Raw genomic sequence first — 25,961 nt, 5'->3', positions numbered from 1 at the left:
TTAATTAAAAAGTTAAGTTTAGAGTCATACCATATGTTCTTGTAATAGGGTATTGTCCAGTAACACTAAGACCTTGATCATTTCCTGAACTTCTTCCAATTTCTGGATCAGCATAACCTCTATTTTCTTTAGGTAATACGATGAAAGGATTTCTCGCATTAACACCTAATCTTAAGCTAGTTAAACCAATACTTTCTAACATTTCTCTGTTGAATGCATAGCTTAATGAAAGCTCTCTAACTTTAAATGCAGTTGCATCTAATACAAAGTTTTCAGTTACATCTCTATACTCATTTGAGAAATAATTTAAGTAGTCTGAATATGTAGTACCTCCAGTAATCACGCTAGTGTTAGCCTCATAAACTCCTGGTGAAGTTTCAATAGCTGAATTAGGGAAAATAAATCCTCTACGACCACCTTGCGCAGACTCTACTAAATGACCTGACCATGATAACCAGTCTTTAGTACCTGCCCAGAATTGGTGTCCAGTTCTGTAATCCATAACAGCAGCTAATCTTAAACCTTTGTACTCAACAGAAGTACTTAAACCTAAAATATAATCTGGAGTTGATTTTCCTAATACTTTAAATTCAGAAGTTTTAATAGGGTTTCCTGTAGTTGGGTCAATTAATACTCTTCCTTGAGGGTCTCTTTCATAACCAGTACCTTTAATTAAAGGAAACTCTTCTCCTTCTGTAGCAAAAATACCTACATCAGCAAATGATGCTAAAGCAACCTCATTTGAATTATCTGAAACTTTATCAATGATTGTTTCGTTTGTAGAGTAGTTTAAGTTAAGATCCCATCTGAAGTTATCTGTTCTGAAAGGTGTTAAACCTAAATCAATTTCATAACCACTTGTTGTAGAAGATGCTACGTTAATAGTTGAATTTGATAATCCAGAAGCAGCAGATGTACTAATAGCTGTTACTAAGTCACTGTTTTTAGACTCATAGATAGAGAAATCTAAAGTTACACGGTCACCTTTAAAGAATCCTAAATTAACGTTTAATTCATAAGACTCGATAAACTCATTTACTAGATCTGGATCAGCGATTGATTGATCTAAAACGAAAGAGTTTAATGTGCTAAATGGATAACCTGTAGCTTGGTTTAATGTAGAGTTAATTTGGTATACACCAACTCTGTCATTACCAACTTTAGACCAGTTAGCAGAAACTTTAGCATATGATAAAACATCACCACTAATGTCAAACGCTTTTGTAGGAACAAAAGAAAGACCTACTTTAGGGTAGAAGAATGAATTGTTTTCTTCTTTTAATCTTGATGTCCAGTCGTTACGTCCTGTTACATCTAAAAATAAGTAATCTTTATATCCTAAATTAATACTTCCAAATAAAGAGAATCTTCTGTCTCTAAAGAATGAATTTGAAGTATTTGGAATACCAGTTACGTTACTAATGTTATAATAACCAGGAATAGTAAGGTTACTTCCTGAAACACCAGTAGATGTAGACATATTGTCTTGAATGTTGTTACCAATGATAGCTTTTAAGTTAAGATCATCAGTTAACATGTAATCAAAATTGATTAATAAATCATTATATATATTTCTAGATTCGCTGTTAGTTTGAGCAAACGTAGAAATCGTAGAGTGGTCACCTCCACCAACACCTAAGTTGTCAACATATCCATTTGTATAACCCATTGCGTAAGATCTAAATGTTCTAACACTTGCATTATTAACGATGTTAATGTTGTCGTTGATGTCATATTTTAAGTTTAAGATACCATTAAAACGATCAGATCTGTTAAAGTTTCTGATGTTATCTCTCATCCAGTAAGGATTTCTATAATATGCAGTCCAGTGACCTTGGTTACCAGAATTCTCAAACATTTCAACAGGAACGTTTGATGCTGTTTGTAATAATTCAGTAAATAAGTTAGAAGTTGTTGTTTCTGTACTTGATGTGTTGTAAGTAACATTACCACCAACAAACCATTTACCAACACGCTTACTAGCCTTTAATAATACAGTTGTTCTATCTAATTCATCTCCTTCAACAACAAAATCTGTATTTTGCTTGTTTACAGAAAGTAAAACATTACCATCTCTATCTCCTGCAGAAATAGAAACACCATTTTGTAAAATAGTACCTGTTTTAAAGAATTCTTTAATGTTATCACTATCTCCTACATATGGAGCCATGATATAAGAACCATCAGCTTGTGCTAAACCTACAGGTTGTAATGTTCCGTCAAATTCAGGACCCCAACCACCATTTTCATATGATATGTGATTTCCATCCCATCCTTGACCATATTTTGTTTGTCTTTCTGGAACAAAAGAAACTTCTTCAAAAGAAACAGATGAATTTACAGCAACCTCAAGTTTTCCACCAGTGTTACCTGATTTTGTAGTTACAATAATAACACCATTGGCACCTTGAGAACCATAAAGGGCACTACCACCAGCACCTTTTATTACGTTTGTAGACGCGATAATTTCAGGAGCTAAATTTGCTAACGTATTTGCGCTAGAAATAATTCCATCAATTACAATTAATGCCTCGTTATTACCAGTTAAAGATCTGTTACCTCTCAATACAATTCTAGTTGTTTGATTAACACCGTTGTTTGTTGTATTAATTTGTAGACCAGATACTTTACCTGTTAAACTTTGCACAACATTAGGGTTTGATGCTTGAGTTAACTCTTCAGCCTTAACTACTTTTGAAGCTGATGTTAACTCGTCTGCCTTACGCTCAACACCTAAAGCTGTAATAACAACCTCATCAATGGCTTGAACATCTGGCTCTAAACCAAAACTAATAGTGTTTGATGCACCTACTGTCATTTCTTTACTTGTGTAACCAACAAAAGAATAAGATAGTACATCACCTACACTAGCAGAAATGGAATAGTTTCCATCAAAGTCTGTTTGTGTACCGTTAGTCGTACCTTTAACAATAATATTAACCCCAGGAAGTGGTAATCCGTTTTCATCGGATATAGTTCCTGAAATTGTTTTTTCTTGTGCAAACGTGAATTGCACAACAAACGCTAGGAATAGCGTTAAAATTCCACTAAACTTTGTTTTCATTTTATATTTTATTTGAATTAGTCTATGCCAAAAATCATAATAAAAAGTTAATTAAACAATAATAATTGGTTAAAATTTTAATTTTTTTTCAAAAAAAAAGCTTTTGAAGCATTATTATATCTAAAAAACTGCTGATAAACTTAAGTGAATTTGTGAGTTGGAAAGTTTAAATTTTTGGTTCTCACTTTTGCCATTTGCATAGTTGAATTTTAATAAACCAGCTTTGGTTAATATACCAAATCCTAGCCCAAAACCGTAGAGTTTTTCTTTTTGATTTATTAATTTGTTTTCAAAATATGAAAAATCTATAATGCTGTGTATGTATATGCTGTTGCTTAAGGTGTATCTGTACTCGGTGTTTATTAAGCCGAAAAGTGAAGCTGTAAGACTATTTTCTTCAAAACCTCTAATTGAGTTGATGCCCCCAAATCGAATAAGCTCGTTTTCTAAAAAGGTATTAGAAAATAAGTTAAAACCATTTAATCTTATGTAAGCACTGTTTTTTGAATTTAATTCAAAAATGTTAAATGTGTTGAAACTTACTTGTGTTTGATTTTCTGAAATTCTTTCAAATTCGCGTTTTCCAGTGCCAACTTCAATATCAAATAATGATTTTACAGGAAATAAGCGATTGTTGCTTTTTATTTTAATGTATTCATATCTTAAGCTATAAAGAGTTTTTGAATAATCTTTAATAGAAGCTATACTGTTTTGCTCGCTTAGTAAGTTTTCAGATTGTGTTGTGTTAACGCCAAGAGAAAGTTTGTTTTTTGTGTTTAATTGGTAGTTGATATAAATGTTCTGATTTACTGTTGAAAACGTTGAGTCTTTTTTGAAGATATTTAATTCTGCTTCGGTGCCAATTGGAGATCCAAATAGGTAAGGTATATTTATATTCGCGTTAAAAGTTTTTTGGTCGTTCTCATCGCTCTTGTAAATAATGTTTAAACGCTCACCATAATTTAGATTGTTGAGCAAGCTTAAGTTTAGATATCCGTTGAATTCTAACTTGCTAGTTTCTTCGTTTGTGCCAAAACCTAAAAAACCATCGAAAGAGTTGCTTTTAATTTTATCAATATATAGATACAAGGTTGTTGAATCTTCAGTGAAAAGAACTTCAGGGTCTTTTAGCTGGTTGGCAAATTTTAGATTCTCAAACTTAAGTGTTTTCTTTTTTATTGCAGATAAATTAAAAATGTCCTCTGTTTTAATTTTAAAAAAATACTTCAAATATGATTTTGGAAATCTTTCATAACCTTTTACTATAATTTTATCAATGGTTCTTGTTTTTTGTTTTTCAGATACAAATAATGAGGCTTCAACATTGTCCTTATTAATAATGATGTTTGATAGTTTAATTCTGTTAAAAGGTTGTCCGTTTTCAGAGAGCTTTAAGTTAATATGAGATAATGTTTCTTCAGTAGCTTCTATGGGAATTACAAAATAACCATCATCAATATTTTTTGTAATAGACTTTAAGATGGATTTAGGTGTGATGTTTTCATCATACTTAATATGTAGATTATTGTATTTTTTTTTTAAATAAAGCGTAGCGTTAAAAACAGAGTCATTTTCTTTATTTATGTTTTGAATAAAAGAATTAAGGTAGCCTATTCTTAAAAACTTATTTTTTAATGAATCTACTTCTGCTTTTATAGATGAAAAATCTTTATGGTATTTGTTGTAAGAAACTGAATCAATAATTTTTGTTTCTATTTCATTATTGCCTGTAACTTGTAGCTGTAAATCTTGAGCTTTAGTATAAAAGGAAAAGTATAAATTGATAATGAAGAATAGAAGCAGTGATTTATTCACAATGTCATAACTGTTTAATTTGTAAAACTAACGCAAAAAGTACATTTATTATATGTGAGGATATAATATTTTTAAAAACAGTTGAAAATTAATGTGTTTACATTTGAAAAATTCAAATTTATTTCTACCTTTGCAGCCCTCTAAGAAGAGGTATTAGTAAAATAATATAGAAAATTTATGCCAACAATTTCACAATTAGTACGAAAAGGAAGAGCCAAAATAACCAAGAAGAGTAAATCGGCTGCTTTAGATTCGTGTCCACAAAGACGTGGAGTGTGTACTCGTGTTTACACTACAACACCTAAAAAACCAAACTCGGCAATGCGTAAAGTTGCAAGGGTAAGGTTGACAAACGGTAAGGAAGTGAACGCGTACATCCCAGGAGAAGGTCACAATTTACAAGAGCACTCGATAGTATTGGTTAGAGGTGGAAGGGTAAAAGATTTACCAGGAGTTAGATATCACATCGTTCGTGGTGCTTTAGACACAGCAGGTGTTGCAGGTAGAACGCAACGTAGATCTAAGTATGGTGCAAAACGCCCTAAAAAGTAATTTTAAAAAACTTTAAGAAGAAGACATGAGAAAAAGACAAGCGAAAAAAAGACCGCTTTTGCCAGATCCGCGTTTTAACGATCAGTTAGTGACTCGTTTTGTAAACATGATGATGTGGGATGGTAAAAAGTCTGTGGCTTTCAAGGTGTTTTATGATGCAATTGATATTGTAGAACAAAAGAAAACTGACGAAGAAAAAACAGCTTTAGAGTTGTGGAAAGATGCTTTATCTAATGTGATGCCTCACGTAGAAGTACGTAGTCGTCGTGTAGGTGGTGCAACATTCCAGATTCCAATGCAAATTCGTCCAGACAGAAAAGTTTCAACAGCTATGAAGTGGTTGATTAGCTTTTCAAGAAAAAGAAATGAAAAATCTATGGCTCAAAAACTAGCTTCAGAGATTTTAGCAGCAGCTAAAGAAGAAGGAGCAGCAGTTAAAAAGCGTGTAGATACACATAAAATGGCAGAGGCAAATAAAGCATTCTCTCACTTTAGATTTTAATAAGACATGGCAAGAGATTTAAAATACACAAGAAATATAGGTATTGCTGCACATATTGATGCAGGGAAAACGACAACAACAGAGCGTATTCTTTTTTATACAGGTGTTTCGCATAAAATTGGTGAAGTTCATGATGGAGCTTCTACAATGGACTGGATGGAGCAAGAAGCAGAAAGAGGTATTACAATTACTTCTGCTGCAACTACTTGTACATGGCAGTTTCCTTTAGAGAATGCGCAACCTACTCCTGATACAAAAGGGTATCACTTTAATATTATTGATACTCCAGGTCACGTTGATTTTACAGTAGAAGTAAATAGATCATTACGTGTATTAGATGGTTTAGTATTCTTATTTAGTGCTGTTGATGGTGTTGAGCCGCAATCAGAAACTAACTGGAGACTTGCAGATAACTATAAAGTACCTCGTATTGGATTCGTTAACAAAATGGATCGTCAAGGATCTAACTTCCTTGCTGTTTGTCAGCAGGTAAAAGACATGTTAAAGTCTAATGCAGTGCCAATCGTATTAAATATCGGTGATGAAGCTGATTTTAAAGGTATTGTAGATTTAGTTAAAAACAGAGCTATTGTATGGCATGATGATAACTATGGTTCTACATTTGACGTAGTTGAAATTCCTGATGATTTAAAAGAAGAAGCTCGTAAATACAGAGCGTTATTAATCGAAGAAGTTGCAACTTACGATGAAAACTTATTAGAAAAATTCATGGAAGATGAAGATTCTATTACAGAAGAAGAAGTGCACGCTGCGCTTAGAGCTGCTGTAATGGATATGGCTATCATCCCAATGATATGTGGTTCTTCTTTCAAAAACAAAGGTGTTCAATTCTTATTAGATGCGGTATGTCGATACTTACCATCGCCTTTAGATAGAGATAATATTGTAGGAACAAATCCTGATACAGGAGAAGAAGAATCTCGTAAGCCAGATGTAAAAGCACCATTTTCAGCTTTAGCATTTAAAATTGCTACAGATCCTTTCGTAGGACGTTTAGCATTCTTTCGTGCTTATTCAGGACGTTTAGATGCTGGTTCTTACATTTTAAATAACCGTTCAGGGAAAAAAGAACGTATTTCTAGAATCTATCAAATGCACTCTAATAAGCAAAATGCTATCGATTATATCGAAGCTGGAGATATAGGTGCAGCAGTAGGGTTTAAAGATATCAAGACTGGTGATACTATGTCTGATGAGAAAAATCCAATTGTATTAGAATCTATGGATTTTCCTGATCCGGTAATTGGTATCGCTGTTGAGCCTAAAACTAAAGCAGATGTTGATAAACTTGGTATGGCTTTAGGTAAATTAGCTGAAGAAGATCCAACGTTTACAGTTAGAACTGATGAGGCTTCAGGTCAAACAATTATATCAGGAATGGGTGAGCTTCACTTAGATATCATTGTTGATCGTCTTAAAAGAGAATTTAAGGTTGAAGTTACTCAAGGTCAACCTCAAGTAGAGTACAAAGAAGCTATTATGAGACGTGCAGAACACAGAGAAGTTTACAAAAAACAATCTGGTGGACGTGGAAAATTCGCAGATATTGTATTTACTCTTGAACCAGCAGAAGAAGGAAAAGAAGGATTAGAGTTTATTTCTGAAATTAAAGGTGGTAACGTTCCTAAAGAATTTATCCCTTCAATTGAAAAAGGATTTAAAATGGCAATGCAAAACGGTCCTTTAGCTGGATACGAAGTTGATGCTATGAAAGTAACTTTAACAGATGGTTCATATCACGATGTAGATTCTGATCAACTATCTTTCGAATTAGCTGCAAAATTAGGTTTCAAAGCTGCTGCAAAAGCTGCAAAAGCTGTTATTATGGAGCCAATGATGAAGTTAGAAGTTATCACACCAGAAGAAAACATGGGTGATATCGTAGGAGATCTTAACCGTCGTAGAGGACAAGTAAGTGACATGGGAGACAGAGCTGGAGCAAAAACAGTAAAAGCAATAGTTCCTTTATCAGAAATGTTTGGATATGTAACAACATTAAGAACATTATCATCTGGACGTGCGACATCAACAATGGAATTTTCACACTATGCTGAAACTCCTTCAAACATATCTGAAGAAGTAATTAAAGCAGCAAAAGGCGTAGAAGCTTAATACCTAAAAGAAATGAGTCAAAAAATCAGAATAAAATTAAAGTCTTACGATCATAATTTAGTTGATAAGTCTGCTGATAAGATTGTAAAAACAGTAAAAAGTACTGGTGCTGTTGTAACAGGTCCAATTCCTTTACCAACACACAAAAAGATTTTCACTGTATTACGTTCACCACACGTAAACAAGAAGTCAAGAGAACAGTTTCAATTAAGCTCTTATAAGAGATTATTAGATATCTATTCTTCATCTTCTAAAACAATTGACGCTCTTATGAAATTAGAGTTGCCAAGTGGTGTAGAAGTAGAGATCAAAGTGTAAGGCACTTATAAAGCATCTAGTTTTAATTAGATGTAAACATGTCCTCAACGAAGGTTGTGGAAAAACGGATAAAATACAATTCAAGGCTGAAACGTATTTTTCAGCCTTGAGTTTTAATAAATAAATTAATAATTAAATAAATAAATATGTCTGGGTTAATTGGAAAAAAAATCGGTATGACCAGCATTTTCGATGAAAATGGAAAAAACATTCCATGTACAGTAATCGAAGCAGGTCCATGTATCGTTACCCAAGTCAGAACTGAAGAAGTTGATGGTTATAATGCTGTTCAATTAGGTTTCGATGACGCGACAGAAAAAAGTGCTACTAAAGCAGACTTAGGTCACGCTAAAAAAGCAGGAACTTCTGTAAAACGCAAAATCGTTGAATTTAAAGGTTTTGATGCGGAGTACAAATTAGGTGATGCAATCACTGTAGAGCACTTTGTAGAAGGTGAGTTTGTTGATGTTTCAGGAACATCAAAAGGAAAAGGATTCCAAGGAGTTGTTAAACGTCATGGATTTGGTGGTGTAGGTCAAGCTACTCACGGTCAGCATAACCGTTTAAGAGCACCAGGGTCAATTGGAGCTGCGTCTTATCCAGCACGTGTATTCAAAGGAATGCGCATGGCAGGAAGAATGGGTGGTGAAAAAGTGAAAGTTGAAAATTTAAGAGTTTTAAAAGTAGTTCCAGAAAAGAACTTACTAGTTGTTAAGGGATGTGTTCCTGGACACAAAAACGCTTATGTAATTATTAGAAAGTAATGAAAGTAGCAGTTTTAGATATAAACGGAAAAGATACAGGTAGAAAGGTAGACCTTTCTAAAGATGTATTTGCTATTGAGCCTAATAATCATGCAGTGTACTTGGATGTTAAACAATATTTAGCAAACCAAAGACAAGGTACTCACAAATCTAAAGAAAGAGCTGAGATAGCTGGTAGTACACGTAAGATTAAAAAACAAAAAGGAACAGGAACAGCTAGAGCAGGAAGCATTAAGTCTGGAGTATTCAAAGGTGGTGGACGTATGTTTGGACCAAGACCAAGAAACTACAGCTTCAAGCTTAACAAAAACGTAAAGCGATTAGCTAGAAAATCTGCCTTAACAATCAAAGCTAATGAACACTCAATTGTTGTATTAGAAGATTTTAATTTTGATACTCCAAAGACAAAAAATTTCACAGCTATTTTAAAGGCTTTAGATTTAGAAAATAAAAAATCTCTCTTTGTGTTGGGTGCGTCAAATAATAATGTATATTTGTCGTCACGCAATTTAAAAAGCTCTGAAGTTGTAAGTAATTCAGAATTAAATACTTACAAAATATTAAACGCAAACAGCGTTGTGCTTTTAGAGAGCTCTTTAGAAGAAATTGAAACGAATTTAAGTAAATAAGAAGACCATGAGTATCTTAATTAAACCTATAATCACAGAAAAAGCTACAACTCAAAGTGAGTTGTTGAATAGCTATACATTTCAAGTGAATACTAAGGCGAACAAGGTAGAAATCAAAAAAGCAGTTGAAGCTGCTTATGGTGTTTCTGTTGTAAAAGTTCGTACTATAAATGTCCGTCCAGATAGAAGAACCCGTTATACAAAAACAGGTATTCAGCATGGTAAAACAAATGCAGTTAAAAAAGCAATTGTACAACTGGCGGAAGGTGAAATGATTGATTTATACAGTAACATGTAATTAAAGACAAATGTCAGTAAGAAAATTAAAACCAATCACACCAGGACAGCGATTTAGAGTAGTAAATGGATTTGACGCCATTACTACTGATAAGCCGGAGAAAAGTTTATTAGCTCCGAAAAAAAGGTCTGGTGGTAGAAACAGTCAAGGAAAAATGACTATGCGCTACAAAGGTGGTGGTCATAAGAAAAGGTATCGTATTATCGACTTTAAACGTAACAAAACTGGAATTCCAGCAGAAGTTAAGTCTATTGAGTACGATCCAAACAGAACAGCATTTATTGCGCTTTTAAACTACCAAGATGGTGAGAAGCGTTATATCATTGCTCAAAACGGTTTGCAAGTAGGTCAGACAGTTGTTTCTGGAGAAGGAGCAACAACTGAAATAGGTAATGCAATGCCATTAAGCAAAATTCCTTTAGGAACTATAATATCTTGTGTTGAGTTACGCCCTGGTCAAGGAGCAGTTATGGCTCGTAGTGCAGGTGCTTTTGCTCAATTAATGGCGAGGGACGGTAAATTTGCAACTGTAAAATTACCATCAGGAGAAACTCGTTTAATATTAGTGACTTGTATGGCGACGGTAGGAGTTGTGTCAAATTCAGATCATCAATTGTTAGTATCAGGTAAAGCTGGTAGAACAAGATGGTTAGGAAGAAGACCTCGTACTAGACCAGTAGTTATGAACCCTGTTGATCATCCAATGGGTGGTGGTGAAGGAAGATCTTCTGGAGGTCACCCACGTTCTAGAAATGGTGTACCTGCTAAAGGTTATAGAACCCGTTCTAAAACAAAAGCGAGTAATAAGTATATTGTAGAACGTAGAAAGAAATAATAAATCATGGCAAGATCATTAAAAAAAGGACCTTACGTTCATTATAAATTAGAGAAAAAAGTAGCTGCCAATGTTGAAGCTAACAAGAAAACAGTAATCAAAACTTGGTCAAGAGCAAGTATGATTACTCCAGATTTTGTTGGTCAAACAATTGCAGTACATAACGGTCGTCAATTTGTACCTGTTTATGTAACTGAAAACATGGTAGGACATAAATTAGGAGAATTTTCACCAACAAGATCTTTTAGAGGTCATGCGGGTGCTAAAAACAAAGGTAAAAAGTAGTAAGCTATGGGAAGTCGTAAAAAACAAATGGCAGACGCTATTAAGGAAGCAAAAAAGCAAGTAGCTTTTGCAAAACTTAATAACTGTCCTACATCACCAAGAAAAATGCGTTTAGTAGCCGATTTAGTAAGAGGTGAACGCGTAGAGAAAGCGCTTAATATTTTGAAATTCAGTCAAAAAGAAGCTTCAAATCGTTTAGAAAAATTGTTGCTGTCTGCAATTGCAAACTGGCAAGCTAAAAACGAAGATGCAAGTATTGAAGAAGCTGAATTATTTGTAAAAGAAATACGAGTTGATGGTGGGGCAATGTTAAAAAGATTGCGTCCAGCACCACAAGGTCGTGCACACAGAATAAGAAAACGTTCAAACCACGTAACATTAGTGGTTGGAGCTAACAATAATACACAAAGTTAAGATAGAGATATGGGACAAAAAACAAATCCAATCGGAAATCGTTTAGGAATTATCAGAGGATGGGAGTCTAACTGGTTCGGAGGAAACGATTATGGTGATAAACTTGCCGAAGACGATAAGATCAGAAAGTACGTTCACGTACGTCTATCTAAAGCTAGTGTTTCAAGAGTAATTATCGAAAGAACTCTTAAACTTGTAACCGTTACTATCACTACTGCTAGACCTGGTATCATTATCGGGAAAGGTGGACAAGAGGTAGACAAGTTAAAAGAAGAGCTTAAGAAAATTACTGGTAAAGAAGTTCAAATAAATATATTTGAAATCAAAAGACCTGAACTTGATGCGCATTTAGTAGCAGCAAGTATTGCTCGTCAAATAGAAAACAGAATTTCTTATAGACGTGCAATAAAAATGGCTATCGCTGCAACAATGCGAATGAATGCTGAAGGAATAAAAATTCAAATTAGTGGTCGTTTAAATGGTGCTGAAATGGCGCGTAGTGAGCACTATAAAGAAGGACGTATTCCTTTGTCAACATTTAGAGCCGATATTGACTATGCTTTAGTAGAAGCACATACTACTTATGGTAGATTAGGTGTAAAAGTATGGATCATGAAAGGTGAAGTATATGGTAAAAGAGAACTTTCTCCGCTTGTTGGTCTATCTAAGAAGCAAGGAAAAGGTGGACGTGGAGGAAACAATAAACCTCGTCGTAGAAAGTAATTTTTTAAAGAAAAGAAGACATGTTACAGCCGAAAAGAACAAAATTTCGTAAGCAACAAAAAGGGCGCATGAAAGGAAATGCCGGAAGAGGGCATAGATTATCAAGCGGAACTTTTGGAATAAAATCATTAGACTCTTGTTTTATTACAGCTCGTCAAATTGAAGCAGCTCGTATTGCCGCTACACGTTACATGAAAAGAGAAGGATCTATCTGGATTAAAATTTTCCCAGATAAGCCAATTACAAAGAAACCTCTTGAAGTACGTATGGGTAAAGGAAAAGGTGCTGTTGAGTACTGGGCAGCCGTTGTAAAGCCAGGAAGAATATTATTTGAAGTTGGTGGTGTTCCTTTAGACGTAGCTAAAGAAGCCTTACGTTTAGCAGCTCAAAAATTACCTGTAAAAACAAAGTTTATAATTGCTAGAGATTACGAAGCATAATTTATTTGATATTATGAAACAATCAGAAATTAAAGAATTATCTGTAGCTGAGTTACAAGAACAACTTAGTGAGACAAAAAAGAGCTATTCTGAAATGAAAATGGCTCACGCAATTTCTCCTCTAGAGAATCCAATTCAAATACGTTCCGCAAGAAGAACCGTAGCTAGAATTGCGACAGAATTAACTAAAAGAGAAATACAATAATTCTGCATAAAGATGGAAACAAGAAATTTAAGAAAAGAACGTATAGGAATTGTTACTAGTAACAAAATGCAGAAATCAATTGTGGTATCTGAAGTTAAGAAAGTAAAACATCCTATGTATGGAAAATTCGTGTTAAAAACAAAGAAATATGTTGCACACGATGAAACAAACGATTGTAACATTGGAGATACTGTAAAGATCATGGAAACAAGACCTTTAAGTAAATCTAAATGTTGGAGATTAGTTGAAATAATTGAAAGAGCGAAGTAATTATGGTACAAACAGAATCAAGATTAAAAGTAGCTGATAACACTGGAGCTAAAGAAGTATTAACAATACGTGTTCTAGGTGGTACTAAAAGACGATACGCTTCTGTAGGAGACAAAATAGTTGTTTCTGTAAAAGATGCAACTCCTAATGGAAACATTAAAAAAGGAGCTGTTTCTACAGCAGTAGTAGTTCGTACTGTAAAAGAAGTAAGAAGACCAGACGGATCTTACATTAGATTTGACGATAACGCATGTGTTTTATTAAACCCAACAGGTGAGATGAGAGGAACACGTGTTTTTGGTCCTGTTGCAAGAGAACTTCGTGATAAACAATTCATGAAAATTGTATCATTAGCACCTGAAGTGCTTTAATGACTAAAAAAATGACAAAGCTTAAAATAAAATCAGGAGATACAGTAAAAGTTATAGCTGGAGATCACAAAGGATCTGAAGGTAAAGTTTTACAAGTATTAAAAGATAAGAACAAAGCGATTGTTGAGGGAATCAACATGGTTAAGAAACACACTAAACCAAGTGCACAAAACCCTCAAGGTGGAATCGTAGAAAAAGAAGCGGCTATTCACGTATCAAACTTATCATTACTTACTTCAAAAGGAGAAGAAACAAGAGTAGGATACAGAATGGAAGGCGATAAGAAAGTGAGATTTTCTAAAAAATCTAATGAAGTAATATAGTTATGGCATATACACCGAGACTTAAAGAAGAGTACAAAAGCAAAGTAATTGCTGCTCTAACAGACGAATTTGGTTATCAAAATGTAATGCAAGTACCTAAATTGCAAAAGATAGTATTATCTAGAGGTGTAGGTGCTGCAGTAGCAGACAAAAAATTAATTGATCACGCTGTTGATGAATTAACAACGATAACAGGACAAAAAGCTATAGCAACAATATCTAAAAAAGACGTTGCATCTTTTAAATTACGTAAAGGCATGCCAATTGGAGCAAAAGTAACTTTACGTGGAGAAAGAATGTATGAATTTTTAGATCGTTTAATAACTTCAGCATTACCACGTGTAAGAGATTTTAATGGAATTAAAGCGACTGGTTTTGATGGTAGAGGTAATTACAATTTAGGAATTACAGAACAAATTATATTCCCAGAAATTGATATCGATAAGGTAAACAAAATTTCAGGTATGGATATTACATTTGTAACTACTGCTGAAACTGATAAAGAAGCAAAATCATTATTAACACAATTAGGATTACCATTCCAAAAGAATTAAGATATGGCTAAAGAATCAATGAAAGCCCGTGAGGTAAAAAGAGCTAAAACAGTAGCAAAGTATGCTGAAAAACGTAAAGCTTTAAAAGAAGCTGGAGATTACGAAGCATTACAAAAGTTACCAAAAAACGCTTCACCTGTACGTATGCACAACCGCTGTAAATTAACAGGAAGACCTAAAGGTTACATGAGAACTTTTGGTATTTCACGTGTTATGTTCAGAGAAATGGCAAACAAAGGGTTAATACCTGGTGTTAAAAAAGCCAGCTGGTAAAAAATTAAATATTTATAAACTGGTTTCAGGTTTAGCAAGCATTGTTAAAAACCGTTACCGCAAATTAATAACTATGTACACAGATCCAATAGCGGATTATCTAACAAGAATTAGAAACGCAGTACGTGCTAATCACAGAGTAGTAGAGATACCTGCATCTAATCTTAAAAAAGAAATCACTAAAATATTATTCGACCAAGGATATATTTTAAGTTACAAATTCGAAGACAACACAGTACAAGGAACTATTAAAATAGCTCTTAAGTACAACAAGGAAACAAAAGAATCTGTAATTAAGAAAATTCAAAGAATAAGTAAACCAGGTTTACGTAAGTATGCAAGTTCAAAAGACTTACCTAGAATCCTTAATGGTCTTGGTATTGCCATAGTTTCTACATCTCACGGTGTAATGACAGGTAAACAAGCTCAAAGAGAAAATGTAGGTGGTGAAGTATTGTGTTACGTTTACTAATTTAAAGCAGAAAGAACATGTCAAGAATAGGTAATAACCCAGTAGCAATTCCAGAAGGAGTTACAGTAGAAGTTAAAGACAATGTAATTACTGTAAAAGGTAAATTAGGTGAATTAACTCAAGAATTTTCTTCAGTATCAGTAAAAGTTGAAGAAGGAAATGTAATAGTAGAACGTTCTTCTGAAAAGAAAGAAGAAAAATCTAAACACGGTCTTTATAGAGCATTAGTTGCAAATATGATTCATGGTGTATCTAAAGGATGGACTAAAGAATTAGAACTAGTAGGTGTTGGATATAGAGCAAGTAACCAAGGACAAAAATTAGATTTGGCTTTAGGTTTTTCTCATAACATTATTATTGATTTAGCTCCTGAAATCAAGGTAGAAACAGTATCTGATAAAGGTAAGAACCCAATAGTAAAATTAACATCTCATGACAAACAACTTGTAGGTCAAGTAGCTGCAAAAATACGCGGCTTTAGAAAACCAGAACCTTACAAAGGAAAAGGAGTTAAGTTTGTTGGTGAAGAAATTAGAAGAAAAGCAGGTAAATCAGCTTAATAAGTAAGTTATGGCATTAACAAAGAACGAAAGAAGATTAAGAATAAAAAACAGAGTTCGTAAAATAGTTTCAGGAACTGAATCTAGACCAAGACTATCTGTTTTTAGAAGTAATAAAGAAATTTATGCTCAAATTGTTGATGATGTTACTGGTAAAACAATCAGTTCAGCATCTTCAAGAGACAAAGATATTAGCTCTGCAAAAGGGACAAAATCAGAAATAGCTGCACTAGTAGGTAAATCTGTTGCTGAAAAAGCTCTTAAGGCAGGAATTGAAACAATCTCTTTTGATAGAGGAGGTTATTTATATCATGGACGTGTTAAATCATTAGCCGAAGGAGCTAGAGAAGCAGGACTTAAATTTTAAGAAATTATGTATCAAAAATATAAAAGTGCAGAACTAGTAAAACCAAGTGGATTAGATCTTAAAGATCGTTTAGTTGGTGTACAAAGAGTTACTAAAGTAACAAAAGGTGGTAGAGCCTTCGGATTTTCAGCTATCGTTGTAGTTGGTGATGAAGCAGGTGTCGTAGGTCACGGTTTAGGAAAATCTAAAGATGTTGCTAGCGCAATTGCAAAAGCAGTTGAAGATGCAAAGAAAAATTTAGTAAGAATTCCTATCGTAAAAGGAACATTACCACACGAACAAAAAGGTAAATTTGGTGGAGCAAGAGTCAACATCATTCCTGCAGCTCCTGGTACAGGAGTAATTGCTGGAGGTGCTGTAAGAACAGTATTAGAAGCAGTAGGTGTACATGATGTATTATCTAAATCTCAAGGATCATCAAACCCACATAACGTTGTAAAAGCAACCTTTGATGCATTATTACAATTAAGAGACGCAAGAACAGTAGCTCGAGATAGAGGTATTTCTCTTGAAAAAGTTTTTAAAGGTTAATAATAAAGAAAAGAGATGGCAAAGATAAAAGTAACAAAAGTAAAAAGTGCAATCAATCGTACTCAAAGACAAAAAAGAACTCTAGAAGCTCTTGGTCTTAAAAAGATTGGACAAGTAAAAGAGCACGAAGCTACACCTAATATTTTAGGTATGGTTGCTAAAGTTTCACATTTAGTTTCTGTTGAAGAAACAAAATAATATAACACTGAAATGGATTTAAGTAATTTAAAACCTGCAGAAGGTTCAGTAAAAAATCAAGGAAAAAGAGTAGGACGTGGTCAAGGATCTGGTAAAGGTGGTACTGCAACTCGTGGACACAAAGGTGCAAAATCTCGTTCTGGTTACTCTAAGAAAATAGGATTTGAAGGAGGGCAAATGCCACTTCAAAGACGTGTTCCAAAATTTGGTTTTACAAACATTAACCGTAAAGAGTACCAAGGCGTAAACCTTGATACTTTACAACAGCTAGTTGATGATAATAAAATTAAAGATACAGTAGATTTTGAAACATTAGTTTCTTTAAGATTAGCTGGTAAAAACGATCTAGTTAAAATATTAGGAAGAGGCGAATTAAAATCTAAATTAAAAGTATCTGCTCATAAATTTACTGCTTCAGCAAAAGCTGCTATAGAAGCTGCCGGAGGAGAAGCTGTAACATTATAATTCACGACAAGCGCATGAAATTTATAGAAACAATTAAAAATGTTTGGAAAATAGAAGAACTAAGAAACAGAATCGTAGTAACCCTAGGTCTGTTATTAGTTTACCGTTTTGGCGCTCAAGTTGTTTTACCAGGTATTGATGCAGCGCAATTAGAAAACCTTCAAGGTAACACAGAAGAAGGCCTTTTAGGACTTCTTAACGCCTTTACAGGAGGAGCTTTTGCTAATGCATCAGTTTTTGCTTTAGGTATTATGCCTTATATATCAGCTTCTATTGTAGTTCAGTTAATGGGTATAGCAATACCATATCTACAAAAACTACAAAAAGAAGGAGCAAGTGGACAAAAGAAAATAACACAAATTACACGTTGGTTAACCATCGCAATTTGTTTAGTACAAGCTCCAGGATATTTAGCTAGTTTACCAGCATTAGGAATACCAACATCAGCATTTTTATTAGGTCAAGGAGGTATCTTCTATGTTTCATCTGTAATAATCTTAATAACAGGAACCATATTTGCAATGTGGTTAGGAGAAAAGATAACAGATAAAGGAATAGGAAACGGTATCTCTTTATTAATTATGGTAGGAATCATTGCTAATTTACCTCAAAGTTTCTTATTAAATGCATCATCTAGATTAGAGACTAACAGCGTTATGCTTATAGTAATAGAATTAGTAATTTGGTTAGTTATTATCTTACTATCTATTATGTTAGTAATGGCAGTTAGAAAAATAGCTGTTCAATATGCTAGAAGAACTGCATCTGGAGGTTATGAGAAAAATGTTTTTGGTTCAAGACAATTCTTACCTTTAAAACTAAATGCCTCTGGTGTAATGCCAATCATTTTTGCTCAAGCAATTATGTTTGTACCTGGTCTAATAGGCGGATCATCTTTCTTAAAAGAGACTGCAACAGGACAGTGGATGCAAACAAACTTTGCTGACATATTTGGTCTTTGGTACAATATTGTGTTTGCATTCTTAATAATCGTATTTACATACTTTTATACAGCAATTACAGTACCAACAAATAAAATGGCAGATGACTTAAAACGTAGTGGTGGTTTTATACCTGGAATTAGACCAGGAAGTGAAACATCTGAATATTTAGACAAAGTAATGTCTCAAATTACTTTACCTGGATCTATATTTTTAGCGCTTATAGCTGTGTTCCCAGCAATTATTGTAAAGCTAATGAATGTACAAACAGGTTGGGCTTTATTTTTTGGTGGAACATCACTATTAATTATGGTTGGAGTTGCAATAGACACTATGCAACAGGTAAACTCTTACTTGTTAAATAGACATTATGATGGCTTGATGAAAACTGGTAAAAATAGAAAAGCAGTAGCTTAATTTACTTATACTATGGCAAAACAAGCAGCAATAGAACAAGACGGAACAATTATAGAAGCATTATCAAATGCAATGTTTCGTGTTGAATTAGAAAATGGTCACATTGTGACAGCACACATATCTGGTAAAATGCGTATGCATTACATAAAATTATTACCAGGAGATAAAGTAAAATTAGAAATGAGTCCTTACGATTTAACGAAGGCTCGAATAACCTATAGATACTAATACTATGAAAGTAAGAGCATCAGTAAAAAAACGTAGCGCAGATTGTAAAATAGTGCGTAGAAAAGGTAGACTTTACGTAATAAACAAAAAGAATCCTAGATTCAAACAAAGACAAGGATAATTATGGCAAGAATTGCAGGTGTAGACATACCAAAGAACAAAAGAGGAGTTATCTCCCTTACTTATATCTATGGAATAGGTAGAAGTAGAGCAAAAGAAATTTTAGCTACTGCTAAAGTTGATGAAAGTACAAAAGTACAGGATTGGACAGATGACGAAATTGGAAACATTCGTGAAGCTGTAGGATCATTTACTATTGAAGGTGAACTACGTTCTGAAACTCAATTAAACATTAAGCGATTAATGGATATTGGATGTTACAGAGGTATTCGTCATAGAGCAGGACTTCCTTTAAGAGGTCAACGTACTAAAAACAACTCTAGAACAAGAAAAGGTAGAAGAAAAACAGTTGCTAACAAAAAAATGGCAACTAAATAATAAGACATTAGTCATTAGAGTTTAGACGTTAGATGAATCTGTTTGAAATAGCAATGTTTAGGATTCTAACAACTAAAAGCTAACAACTAGAAACTATAATAATATGGCAAAGTCAAGTACAAAAAAACGTAAAGTAATAGTTGAGTCTATTGGAGAAGCTCACGTAACAGCTTCTTTCAATAATATCATTATCTCACTTACTAACAAAAAAGGAGACGTTATTTCATGGTCTTCAGCTGGTAAAATGGGATTCCGTGGATCTAAAAAGAACACGCCTTATGCAGCTCAATTAGCAGCAGAAGATGCAGCAGCAGTTGCTCAAGAAGCTGGATTGAAAAAAGTAAAGGTATATGTTAAAGGTCCAGGAAATGGTAGAGAATCTGCTATTCGTTCTATCCACAATGCAGGTATAGAAGTAACAGAGATTATCGATGTTACTCCATTACCACATAATGGATGTCGCCCTCCAAAACGTAGAAGAGTTTAATTTATAGACTATTAAAATTAATATCAATTGTTTTTTACAGTTGATATTAATTTTTTTATACGTAAATTTGCAAACTGAAAAAAAATAACAACAAGTATAACAAGAGATTAACGATTATCGAAGGATAAGATTAAGACCTTAATTCATAATCACTCTTAAATTCAATTTTAAAATGGCAAGATATACTGGTCCTAAAACAAAAATAGCTCGTAAATTTGGTGAAGCTATATATGGAGATGATAAAGCTTTTGAAAAAAGAAACTATCCTCCAGGACAACACGGAGCAAACAAGCGTCGTGGAAAAAAATCTGAATACGCTATCCAGTTAATGGAAAAGCAAAAAGCAAAATATACTTATGGTATATTAGAAAAGCAATTCAGAAACATGTTTAAAAGAGCAACAGCTGCACAAGGTATTACAGGTGAAGTATTACTTCAATTATGTGAATCTCGTTTAGATAATGTTGTATACAGAATGGGGATTTCTCCATCAAGAAGTGGTGCGAGACAATTAGTATCTCACAGACACATTACCGTAAATGGTGAAGTTGTAAATATCCCTTCTTACCAATTAAAAGCTGGTGATGTTGTAGGTGTTAGAGAAAAATCTAAATCTTTAGAAGCTATTGATAGATCATTATCTAACTCAAGCAACGTTTATGAGTGGATCACTTTCAATAACGAAACAAAAGAAGGTACTTACGTATCAGTTCCACAAAGAATCCAGATTCCAGAAAATATCAACGAGCAATTCATCGTCGAATTATATTCTAAATAATAAATTTAAAACATTGGTATTTGGCCAAAGGGTTTATTCGTACTTCTTCAAACTTATAAACCGCGCAACCAAGTAACAATTAAAACGAAGAAACAATATGGCAGTATTTAATTTTCAAAAACCAGACAAAGTAATCATGATTGATTCTACTGACTTCGAAGGAAAATTCGAATTCAGACCATTAGAACCAGGTTATGGTTTAACAGTAGGTAACGCTTTACGTAGAGTATTACTTTCTTCTTTAGAAGGTTTTGCAATTACATCAGTAAGAATAGAAGGTGTAGATCATGAGTTTTCAACAATCGCAGGTGTTGTAGAAGATGTTACAGAAATAATCTTAAACTTAAAACAAGCACGTTTTAAAAGACAAATTGATGATGTAGATAACGAATCAGTATCTATTTCAATTTCTGGACAAGAGCAAATAACAGCTGGTGATTTCCAAAAGTTTATTTCAGGGTTTCAAGTATTAAATTCAGATTTAGTAATCTGTAATTTAGACCCTAAAGTAAATATAAACATGGAGTTAACTATTGAAAAAGGTAGAGGTTATGTTCCTGCTGAAGAAAATAAAAAAGCTTCAGCACCAATTGGAACGATTTTTACAGATTCAATCTATACACCAATTAAAAATGTTAAGTATAGCATTGAGAATTACCGTGTAGAACAAAAAACAGATTACGAAAAATTAGTTTTCGAAATCATTACAGACGGTTCTATCAATCCTCAAGATGCTTTAACAGAAGCTGCTAAAACATTAATTCACCACTTTATGTTATTCTCTGATGAGAGAATTACTTTAGAAGCTGATGAAATAGCACAAACTGAAACATATGATGAAGAATCATTACATATGAGACAGTTATTAAAAACTAAATTAGTTGACATGGATCTTTCTGTGCGTGCGCTTAACTGTTTAAAAGCTGCTGAAGTAGATACATTAGGTGATTTAGTATCATTCAACAAAAATGATCTAATGAAGTTCCGTAATTTCGGTAAAAAATCTTTAACAGAGCTTGAAGAGCTTGTAAACGTTAAAGGTCTTAATTTCGGTATGGATTTATCAAAATATAAATTAGATAAGGATTAATTAATCATATTTTGCTCCTCGAAATTAACGAGTTTGGTAGCAAGATGATAAAACAAAAGTCATGAGACACGGAAAAAAAATAAACCATTTAGGTAGAAAAACAGCTCACAGAAAAGCAATGTTAGCTAATATGGCTTGTTCTTTAATAGAGCACAAGCGTATTAACACTACAGTAGCAAAAGCAAAAGCCTTAAAGCAATTTGTAGAGCCTTTAGTAACAAAATCTAAAGAAGATACAACACATAACAGACGTATTGTTATGTCCCGTTTAAGACAAAAAGAAGCTGTTGCCGAATTGTTTAGAGATATTGCTCCTAAAGTAGGTGATCGTCCAGGCGGATATACTAGAATTATTAAGTTAGGAAATCGTTTAGGTGATAACGCTGATATGGCAATGATAGAACTAGTTGATTACAACGAAATCTATAATGCCGGAAAAGCTAAAAAGAAATCTACTCGTAGAAGCAGAAGAGGTGGTTCTAAACCAGCAGCTGCTCCAACAGCAGAAACTAAAGCTACAAACGAAGAAGAGTAGTAAAAATTAAGATTTTTTTAAGAAAAGGTGAACCGTAAGGTTCACCTTTTTTTTTAATTTTAGCATACTTAAAAAAAATAATATTATGATTAAAAATTTTATAGCTTTCCTATGCATGTTAATAACAAGTCAAATGCTATTAGCTCAACATGGACAAGCGCCTGTAGGTCAAAGCTTACAGTCTAATTCTTACGGAGAAACAATGAATGCTTTAAACTCAAGAGGAAGCTGGTTACCACCGTTAGGGAAAAGAAATGTTGTTGACGGTACTCCTTTTGCTTTTGAAGGTAGTAGCAACAAAGTTATACTATACACTAAAAAAGGAGATGCTTATAAAGTACCTAAAGGTAATTATGATGCTCAAAGAGGTGTTTTTGTGTCATCTTTTACAAAAGATTCAACATTTGTTTTTAATAATAGGGATATAGATTATGCCCTTGTTAATAATAAAAAAATGGTTAGACTATCAGATGCTGTAAATTCAAATGGAAAATTCTATTTAGTTCTAGCTGAAAATCAATCTACAAGTATAGTAAAGGAGTTTCAAGCAAAAATAATTCCTGGTGCTATCAATCCTTTAACGCAAGAAAAAACATCTAACGACAGATATTACTTAAGTGAAGACTTATTAATCTATAAGGGTAATGAGTTAGATAAACTGAAATTAAATAAAAGAGTAATATCGAATTTGTTCTCTGATAAAGAAAAAGAAATTAAAGCTTACATTAAAGAAAAAGATTTAAATATTAAGGAGTTAAGTGATTTCTTGAAAATTTATAGCCATTATAACTCGCTTAAGTCTTAAGTAAGATGAAAATTAAAAACACTATAAAAACATATTTATTATAGTAATAAAAAGGATAAACATTTTAGTTTATCCTTTTTTTTATGCAATTTTGCAAAACCCTTTTTTAGAAATGAAATACAACAAACGAGACAAAGCCATAATACTTCTAGCAGATGGTACAATTTTCCACGGTAAATCTATAGGAAAAAAAGGAACTGCTTTTGGTGAAGTGTGTTTTAACACTGGAACAACAGGATATCAAGAAATATTTACTGATCCTTCTTATTTTGGTCAATTAATGGTAACAACCAATGCTCATATAGGAAACTATGGTACCTTAACTGAAGAAGTTGAGTCTAATTCAGTAAAGATTTCTGGATTAATTTGTAAAAATTTCAGCTTTAACTATTCAAGACCTGCAGCAGATGCATCTCTAGAAAGCTTTTTTGAAAAACATAACGTATTAGCCATATCTGATGTTGACACCAGAGCATTAGTAAGCTATATAAGAGATCATGGTGCTATGAACGCTGTTATATCAACAGAAGTAGAAGATATAGATAGCTTAAAAGAACAATTGCAGTCTGCTCCTGACATGAAAGGATTAGAACTAGCATCTAAAGTGTCTACAAAAGAAGCTTATTATTTTGGTGACGAAAATGCGACTTACAAGATTGCTGCTTTAGATATAGGTGTAAAAACTAACATTCTACGTAATTTAGCTAAACGTGATGCCTACATAAAAGTATTCCCTTATAATGCAACATTTGAAGAAATGAGTGCATGGAATCCTGATGGGTACTTTTTATCAAATGGTCCTGGAGATCCAGAACCACTTGTAGAAGCACAAAATCTAGCTAAAGAAATTATAAAACGAAATTTACCACTTTTTGGTATTTGTTTAGGGCATCAAGTCATTGCTTTAGCAAATGGTATTTCTACTTATAAGATGCATCATGGGCATAGAGGTATTAACCATCCTGTAAAAAACTTGATAACAGGAAAAGGAGAAATAACCTCACAAAACCATGGGTTTGCTATTAATAAAGAAGAGACAGAAAATCATCCTGATATTGAAATAACACACATACATCTTAATGATGAAACAGTAGCTGGAATTAAAATGAAATCTAAAAATTGTTTCTCGGTACAGTACCATCCAGAAGCAAGTCCAGGACCTCATGATTCATCCTATCTATTTGATCAGTTTATAGATAATATAAAAGATAAATAGTAATAGAACCTCAAAGAAATTTAATTTTCTTTGAGGTTTTTTTATTACGAAAACAATATCGTAACATTTAATCATAATAATATATTAGTAGATATTATTTAGAGTAACAATTTTGTAAATTTGTTACTAATTAAAACCAATTAATTTTTAATAACAAATGAGTATTATAACAAACATTCACGCAAGACAGATTTTAGATTCAAGAGGAAATCCAACAGTAGAAGTTGATGTGATTACAGAAAATGGTATAATGGGAAGAGCAGCTGTTCCTTCAGGAGCATCAACAGGAGAACACGAAGCTGTAGAGTTGCGAGATGGAGGAAATACTTATATGGGAAAAGGTGTAGCCAAGGCCGTAGAAAATGTTAATACAATTTTAGCTCAAGAACTATTAGGAGTTTCTGTTTTTGAACAAAACTTAATAGATCAAATTATGATTGAGTTGGATGGTACGCCAAATAAATCAAAATTAGGAGCTAATGCTATTTTAGGCGTGTCTCTAGCAGCAGCAAAAGCAGCAGCAAACGAATTAGGAATGCCTTTATACAGATATGTAGGCGGTGTGTCAGCCAATACACTTCCTGTGCCTATGATGAATATCATTAACGGAGGTTCTCATAGCGATGCGCCAATTGCGTTTCAGGAGTTTATGATTATGCCTGTAAAAGCAAAAAACTTTACGCATGCAATGCAAATGGGAACTGAAATTTTTCATAACCTAAAAAAAGTACTTCATGACAGAGGTTTAAGTACAGCTGTTGGTGATGAAGGTGGTTTTGCACCAAACCTAGAAGGAGGAACTGAAGATGCTCTAGATACTATAAAAAAAGCAGTAGAGAAAGCAGGTTATACATTAGGTGATGATATTATGATTGCTCTAGACTGTGCGTCTGCCGAGTTTTATGTTGACGGTAAATACGATTACACTAAATTTGAAGGAGACAAAGGTCAAGTAAGAACTAGCCAAGAACAAGCTGATTATCTTGCTCAATTAGCAGAAAAATATCCTATTATCTCAATAGAAGATGGTATGGATGAAAACGATTGGGAAGGTTGGAAATACCTAACAGAAAAAATAGGAGATAACGTTCAGCTAGTAGGTGACGATTTATTTGTAACAAATGTAGAGCGTTTATCACGTGGTATAGAAAAAGGAATAGCAAACTCTATACTAATAAAAGTAAATCAAATAGGAACTTTAACAGAAACAATAGCGGCTGTTAATATGGCTCACAATGCTGGTTATACTTCAGTAATGTCACACCGTTCAGGTGAGACTGAAGATAACACTATTGCAGATTTAGCTGTAGCCCTTAATACAGGCCAAATTAAAACAGGATCGGCTTCACGTAGTGATCGTATGGCAAAATACAACCAATTACTTCGTATTCAAGAAGAGTTAGGAACTGTAGCGTATTACCCTCAAGAAAAAGCTTTTAAAATCAAATAGAAAATTAGTTCTACCATACAAAAAGAAGCGGTTATTAAATTGTTAATAATCGCTTCTTTTTTTTATCAATTTTAATAATATGATTATTGTTAAAACCTTTGTTAACATGCTTTATAAATCGTGATATATTTCTTAAATTTGTGAAGTTCAATACA

At 33.3% G+C, this 25,961-nt stretch carries 37 protein-coding genes; 35 read left to right on the top strand and 2 right to left on the bottom strand.

The window, feature by feature from the left end; translation table 11 throughout:
- Window positions 1–4: 4 nt before the first annotated feature.
- Window positions 5–3,064, bottom strand: a complete 3,060-nt coding sequence (locus ABD690_RS00270; RefSeq protein ID WP_344725853.1) for a SusC/RagA family TonB-linked outer membrane protein — start codon at window positions 3,062–3,064, stop codon at window positions 5–7.
- A 120-nt stretch (window positions 3,065–3,184) separates the two neighbouring features.
- On the bottom strand, window positions 3,185–4,879 hold the full coding sequence (locus tag ABD690_RS00265) for a BamA/TamA family outer membrane protein (RefSeq protein ID WP_344725851.1): 1,695 nt from the start codon (window positions 4,877–4,879) through the stop codon (window positions 3,185–3,187).
- Between the two features lie 177 nt (window positions 4,880–5,056).
- Here ABD690_RS00265 and rpsL point away from each other — a divergent pair, with 177 nt between their 5' ends.
- From rpsL to eno, 35 genes are all read left to right on the top strand, one after another.
- Window positions 5,057–5,431 (top strand): 30S ribosomal protein S12, encoded by a 375-nt coding sequence (rpsL, locus tag ABD690_RS00260; protein ID WP_006795815.1) that lies wholly within the window; start codon window positions 5,057–5,059, stop codon window positions 5,429–5,431.
- Window positions 5,432–5,456: 25 nt separating this feature from the next.
- A complete protein-coding gene (gene rpsG, locus ABD690_RS00255; RefSeq protein ID WP_344725843.1) occupies window positions 5,457–5,933 on the top strand; it encodes a 30S ribosomal protein S7 in 477 nt (158 codons plus the stop codon).
- A 6-nt stretch (window positions 5,934–5,939) separates the two neighbouring features.
- A complete protein-coding gene (gene fusA, locus ABD690_RS00250; RefSeq protein WP_344725841.1) occupies window positions 5,940–8,066 on the top strand; it encodes an elongation factor G in 2,127 nt (708 codons plus the stop codon).
- 12 nt (window positions 8,067–8,078) lie between these two features.
- Window positions 8,079–8,384 (top strand): 30S ribosomal protein S10, encoded by a 306-nt coding sequence (gene rpsJ, locus ABD690_RS00245; RefSeq protein WP_007650482.1) that lies wholly within the window; start codon window positions 8,079–8,081, stop codon window positions 8,382–8,384.
- A gap of 146 nt (window positions 8,385–8,530) precedes the next feature.
- On the top strand, window positions 8,531–9,148 hold the full coding sequence (gene rplC / locus ABD690_RS00240) for a 50S ribosomal protein L3 (RefSeq protein ID WP_344725838.1): 618 nt from the start codon (window positions 8,531–8,533) through the stop codon (window positions 9,146–9,148).
- Entirely contained in the window at window positions 9,148–9,777 is a 630-nt protein-coding gene (gene rplD / locus ABD690_RS00235) for a 50S ribosomal protein L4 (RefSeq protein WP_344725836.1), read from the top strand. Before rplC ends, rplD begins: the two co-directional genes overlap by 1 nt.
- Before the next feature lie 7 nt (window positions 9,778–9,784).
- Window positions 9,785–10,075, top strand: coding sequence for a 50S ribosomal protein L23 (gene rplW / locus ABD690_RS00230; protein WP_344725834.1), 291 nt, complete (start codon window positions 9,785–9,787; stop codon window positions 10,073–10,075).
- Window positions 10,076–10,085: 10 nt separating this feature from the next.
- Window positions 10,086–10,910, top strand: coding sequence for a 50S ribosomal protein L2 (gene rplB, locus ABD690_RS00225; protein WP_344725832.1), 825 nt, complete (start codon window positions 10,086–10,088; stop codon window positions 10,908–10,910).
- A 6-nt stretch (window positions 10,911–10,916) separates the two neighbouring features.
- Entirely contained in the window at window positions 10,917–11,195 is a 279-nt protein-coding gene (gene rpsS, locus ABD690_RS00220; protein WP_027880209.1) for a 30S ribosomal protein S19, read from the top strand.
- Between the two features lie 6 nt (window positions 11,196–11,201).
- Window positions 11,202–11,609: a 50S ribosomal protein L22 gene (rplV, locus tag ABD690_RS00215; protein ID WP_344725829.1), complete on the top strand. Its 408-nt coding sequence runs from the start codon at window positions 11,202–11,204 to the stop codon at window positions 11,607–11,609.
- A gap of 9 nt (window positions 11,610–11,618) precedes the next feature.
- Entirely contained in the window at window positions 11,619–12,332 is a 714-nt protein-coding gene (rpsC, locus tag ABD690_RS00210) for a 30S ribosomal protein S3 (RefSeq protein ID WP_344725827.1), read from the top strand.
- A gap of 20 nt (window positions 12,333–12,352) precedes the next feature.
- On the top strand, window positions 12,353–12,772 hold the full coding sequence (gene rplP, locus ABD690_RS00205; protein ID WP_344725825.1) for a 50S ribosomal protein L16: 420 nt from the start codon (window positions 12,353–12,355) through the stop codon (window positions 12,770–12,772).
- A 13-nt stretch (window positions 12,773–12,785) separates the two neighbouring features.
- Complete coding sequence (rpmC, locus tag ABD690_RS00200) at window positions 12,786–12,977, top strand: 50S ribosomal protein L29 (RefSeq protein WP_344725823.1); 192 nt, start codon at window positions 12,786–12,788, stop codon at window positions 12,975–12,977.
- Between the two features lie 12 nt (window positions 12,978–12,989).
- Complete coding sequence (gene rpsQ / locus ABD690_RS00195; RefSeq protein WP_119030689.1) at window positions 12,990–13,247, top strand: 30S ribosomal protein S17; 258 nt, start codon at window positions 12,990–12,992, stop codon at window positions 13,245–13,247.
- A 2-nt stretch (window positions 13,248–13,249) separates the two neighbouring features.
- Complete coding sequence (rplN, locus tag ABD690_RS00190; RefSeq protein ID WP_344725817.1) at window positions 13,250–13,618, top strand: 50S ribosomal protein L14; 369 nt, start codon at window positions 13,250–13,252, stop codon at window positions 13,616–13,618.
- A gap of 11 nt (window positions 13,619–13,629) precedes the next feature.
- Window positions 13,630–13,941, top strand: a complete 312-nt coding sequence (gene rplX, locus ABD690_RS00185) for a 50S ribosomal protein L24 (protein WP_344725816.1) — start codon at window positions 13,630–13,632, stop codon at window positions 13,939–13,941.
- Window positions 13,942–13,943: 2 nt separating this feature from the next.
- Window positions 13,944–14,495 carry a 50S ribosomal protein L5 gene (gene rplE, locus ABD690_RS00180; protein ID WP_344725815.1) on the top strand — a complete coding sequence of 184 codons (552 nt, stop codon included), beginning with the start codon at window positions 13,944–13,946 and terminating at the stop codon, window positions 14,493–14,495.
- Window positions 14,496–14,498: 3 nt separating this feature from the next.
- Entirely contained in the window at window positions 14,499–14,768 is a 270-nt protein-coding gene (gene rpsN / locus ABD690_RS00175; RefSeq protein ID WP_027880200.1) for a 30S ribosomal protein S14, read from the top strand.
- Window positions 14,769–14,841: 73 nt separating this feature from the next.
- Window positions 14,842–15,240: a 30S ribosomal protein S8 gene (rpsH, locus tag ABD690_RS00170; protein WP_344725810.1), complete on the top strand. Its 399-nt coding sequence runs from the start codon at window positions 14,842–14,844 to the stop codon at window positions 15,238–15,240.
- A 17-nt stretch (window positions 15,241–15,257) separates the two neighbouring features.
- Window positions 15,258–15,800, top strand: coding sequence for a 50S ribosomal protein L6 (gene rplF, locus ABD690_RS00165; protein ID WP_344725808.1), 543 nt, complete (start codon window positions 15,258–15,260; stop codon window positions 15,798–15,800).
- A gap of 10 nt (window positions 15,801–15,810) precedes the next feature.
- Window positions 15,811–16,167 carry a 50S ribosomal protein L18 gene (gene rplR, locus ABD690_RS00160; RefSeq protein WP_344725806.1) on the top strand — a complete coding sequence of 119 codons (357 nt, stop codon included), beginning with the start codon at window positions 15,811–15,813 and terminating at the stop codon, window positions 16,165–16,167.
- Between the two features lie 6 nt (window positions 16,168–16,173).
- Window positions 16,174–16,698: a 30S ribosomal protein S5 gene (rpsE, locus tag ABD690_RS00155; protein ID WP_344725804.1), complete on the top strand. Its 525-nt coding sequence runs from the start codon at window positions 16,174–16,176 to the stop codon at window positions 16,696–16,698.
- 15 nt (window positions 16,699–16,713) lie between these two features.
- Window positions 16,714–16,896: a 50S ribosomal protein L30 gene (gene rpmD, locus ABD690_RS00150; RefSeq protein WP_054729595.1), complete on the top strand. Its 183-nt coding sequence runs from the start codon at window positions 16,714–16,716 to the stop codon at window positions 16,894–16,896.
- Between the two features lie 12 nt (window positions 16,897–16,908).
- Complete coding sequence (rplO, locus tag ABD690_RS00145; protein ID WP_344725802.1) at window positions 16,909–17,361, top strand: 50S ribosomal protein L15; 453 nt, start codon at window positions 16,909–16,911, stop codon at window positions 17,359–17,361.
- 14 nt (window positions 17,362–17,375) lie between these two features.
- Entirely contained in the window at window positions 17,376–18,719 is a 1,344-nt protein-coding gene (gene secY / locus ABD690_RS00140; protein ID WP_344725800.1) for a preprotein translocase subunit SecY, read from the top strand.
- Between the two features lie 12 nt (window positions 18,720–18,731).
- Window positions 18,732–18,947: a translation initiation factor IF-1 gene (gene infA, locus ABD690_RS00135; protein ID WP_007094967.1), complete on the top strand. Its 216-nt coding sequence runs from the start codon at window positions 18,732–18,734 to the stop codon at window positions 18,945–18,947.
- 4 nt (window positions 18,948–18,951) lie between these two features.
- Window positions 18,952–19,068: a type B 50S ribosomal protein L36 gene (gene ykgO, locus ABD690_RS00130; RefSeq protein ID WP_013305171.1), complete on the top strand. Its 117-nt coding sequence runs from the start codon at window positions 18,952–18,954 to the stop codon at window positions 19,066–19,068.
- Between the two features lie 2 nt (window positions 19,069–19,070).
- Window positions 19,071–19,445: a 30S ribosomal protein S13 gene (gene rpsM, locus ABD690_RS00125; protein ID WP_344725793.1), complete on the top strand. Its 375-nt coding sequence runs from the start codon at window positions 19,071–19,073 to the stop codon at window positions 19,443–19,445.
- Between the two features lie 103 nt (window positions 19,446–19,548).
- On the top strand, window positions 19,549–19,932 hold the full coding sequence (rpsK, locus tag ABD690_RS00120; protein ID WP_344725791.1) for a 30S ribosomal protein S11: 384 nt from the start codon (window positions 19,549–19,551) through the stop codon (window positions 19,930–19,932).
- A gap of 172 nt (window positions 19,933–20,104) precedes the next feature.
- Entirely contained in the window at window positions 20,105–20,710 is a 606-nt protein-coding gene (gene rpsD / locus ABD690_RS00115) for a 30S ribosomal protein S4 (protein ID WP_344725789.1), read from the top strand.
- Window positions 20,711–20,807: 97 nt separating this feature from the next.
- The gene (locus ABD690_RS00110) at window positions 20,808–21,800 is read left to right on the top strand and encodes a DNA-directed RNA polymerase subunit alpha (protein ID WP_344725787.1); all 993 of its coding nucleotides are present in this window, start codon (window positions 20,808–20,810) and stop codon (window positions 21,798–21,800) included.
- Between the two features lie 61 nt (window positions 21,801–21,861).
- Complete coding sequence (gene rplQ / locus ABD690_RS00105; protein WP_344725785.1) at window positions 21,862–22,335, top strand: 50S ribosomal protein L17; 474 nt, start codon at window positions 21,862–21,864, stop codon at window positions 22,333–22,335.
- A gap of 85 nt (window positions 22,336–22,420) precedes the next feature.
- Complete coding sequence (locus tag ABD690_RS00100; RefSeq protein WP_344725783.1) at window positions 22,421–23,140, top strand: hypothetical protein; 720 nt, start codon at window positions 22,421–22,423, stop codon at window positions 23,138–23,140.
- 112 nt (window positions 23,141–23,252) lie between these two features.
- Window positions 23,253–24,356 (top strand): glutamine-hydrolyzing carbamoyl-phosphate synthase small subunit, encoded by a 1,104-nt coding sequence (gene carA / locus ABD690_RS00095; protein WP_344725781.1) that lies wholly within the window; start codon window positions 23,253–23,255, stop codon window positions 24,354–24,356.
- Window positions 24,357–24,513: 157 nt separating this feature from the next.
- Entirely contained in the window at window positions 24,514–25,806 is a 1,293-nt protein-coding gene (gene eno / locus ABD690_RS00090) for a phosphopyruvate hydratase (protein WP_344725779.1), read from the top strand.
- Window positions 25,807–25,961: the final 155 nt, after the last annotated feature.

The organism is Corallibacter vietnamensis, from assembly GCF_039537875.1.
In the GTDB taxonomy this organism is placed as follows: Bacteria; Bacteroidota; Bacteroidia; order Flavobacteriales; family Flavobacteriaceae; genus Corallibacter; species Corallibacter vietnamensis.
Note: the sequence above shows the minus strand (reverse complement) of the source record. Positions and strands in the feature narration are given on the sequence as shown.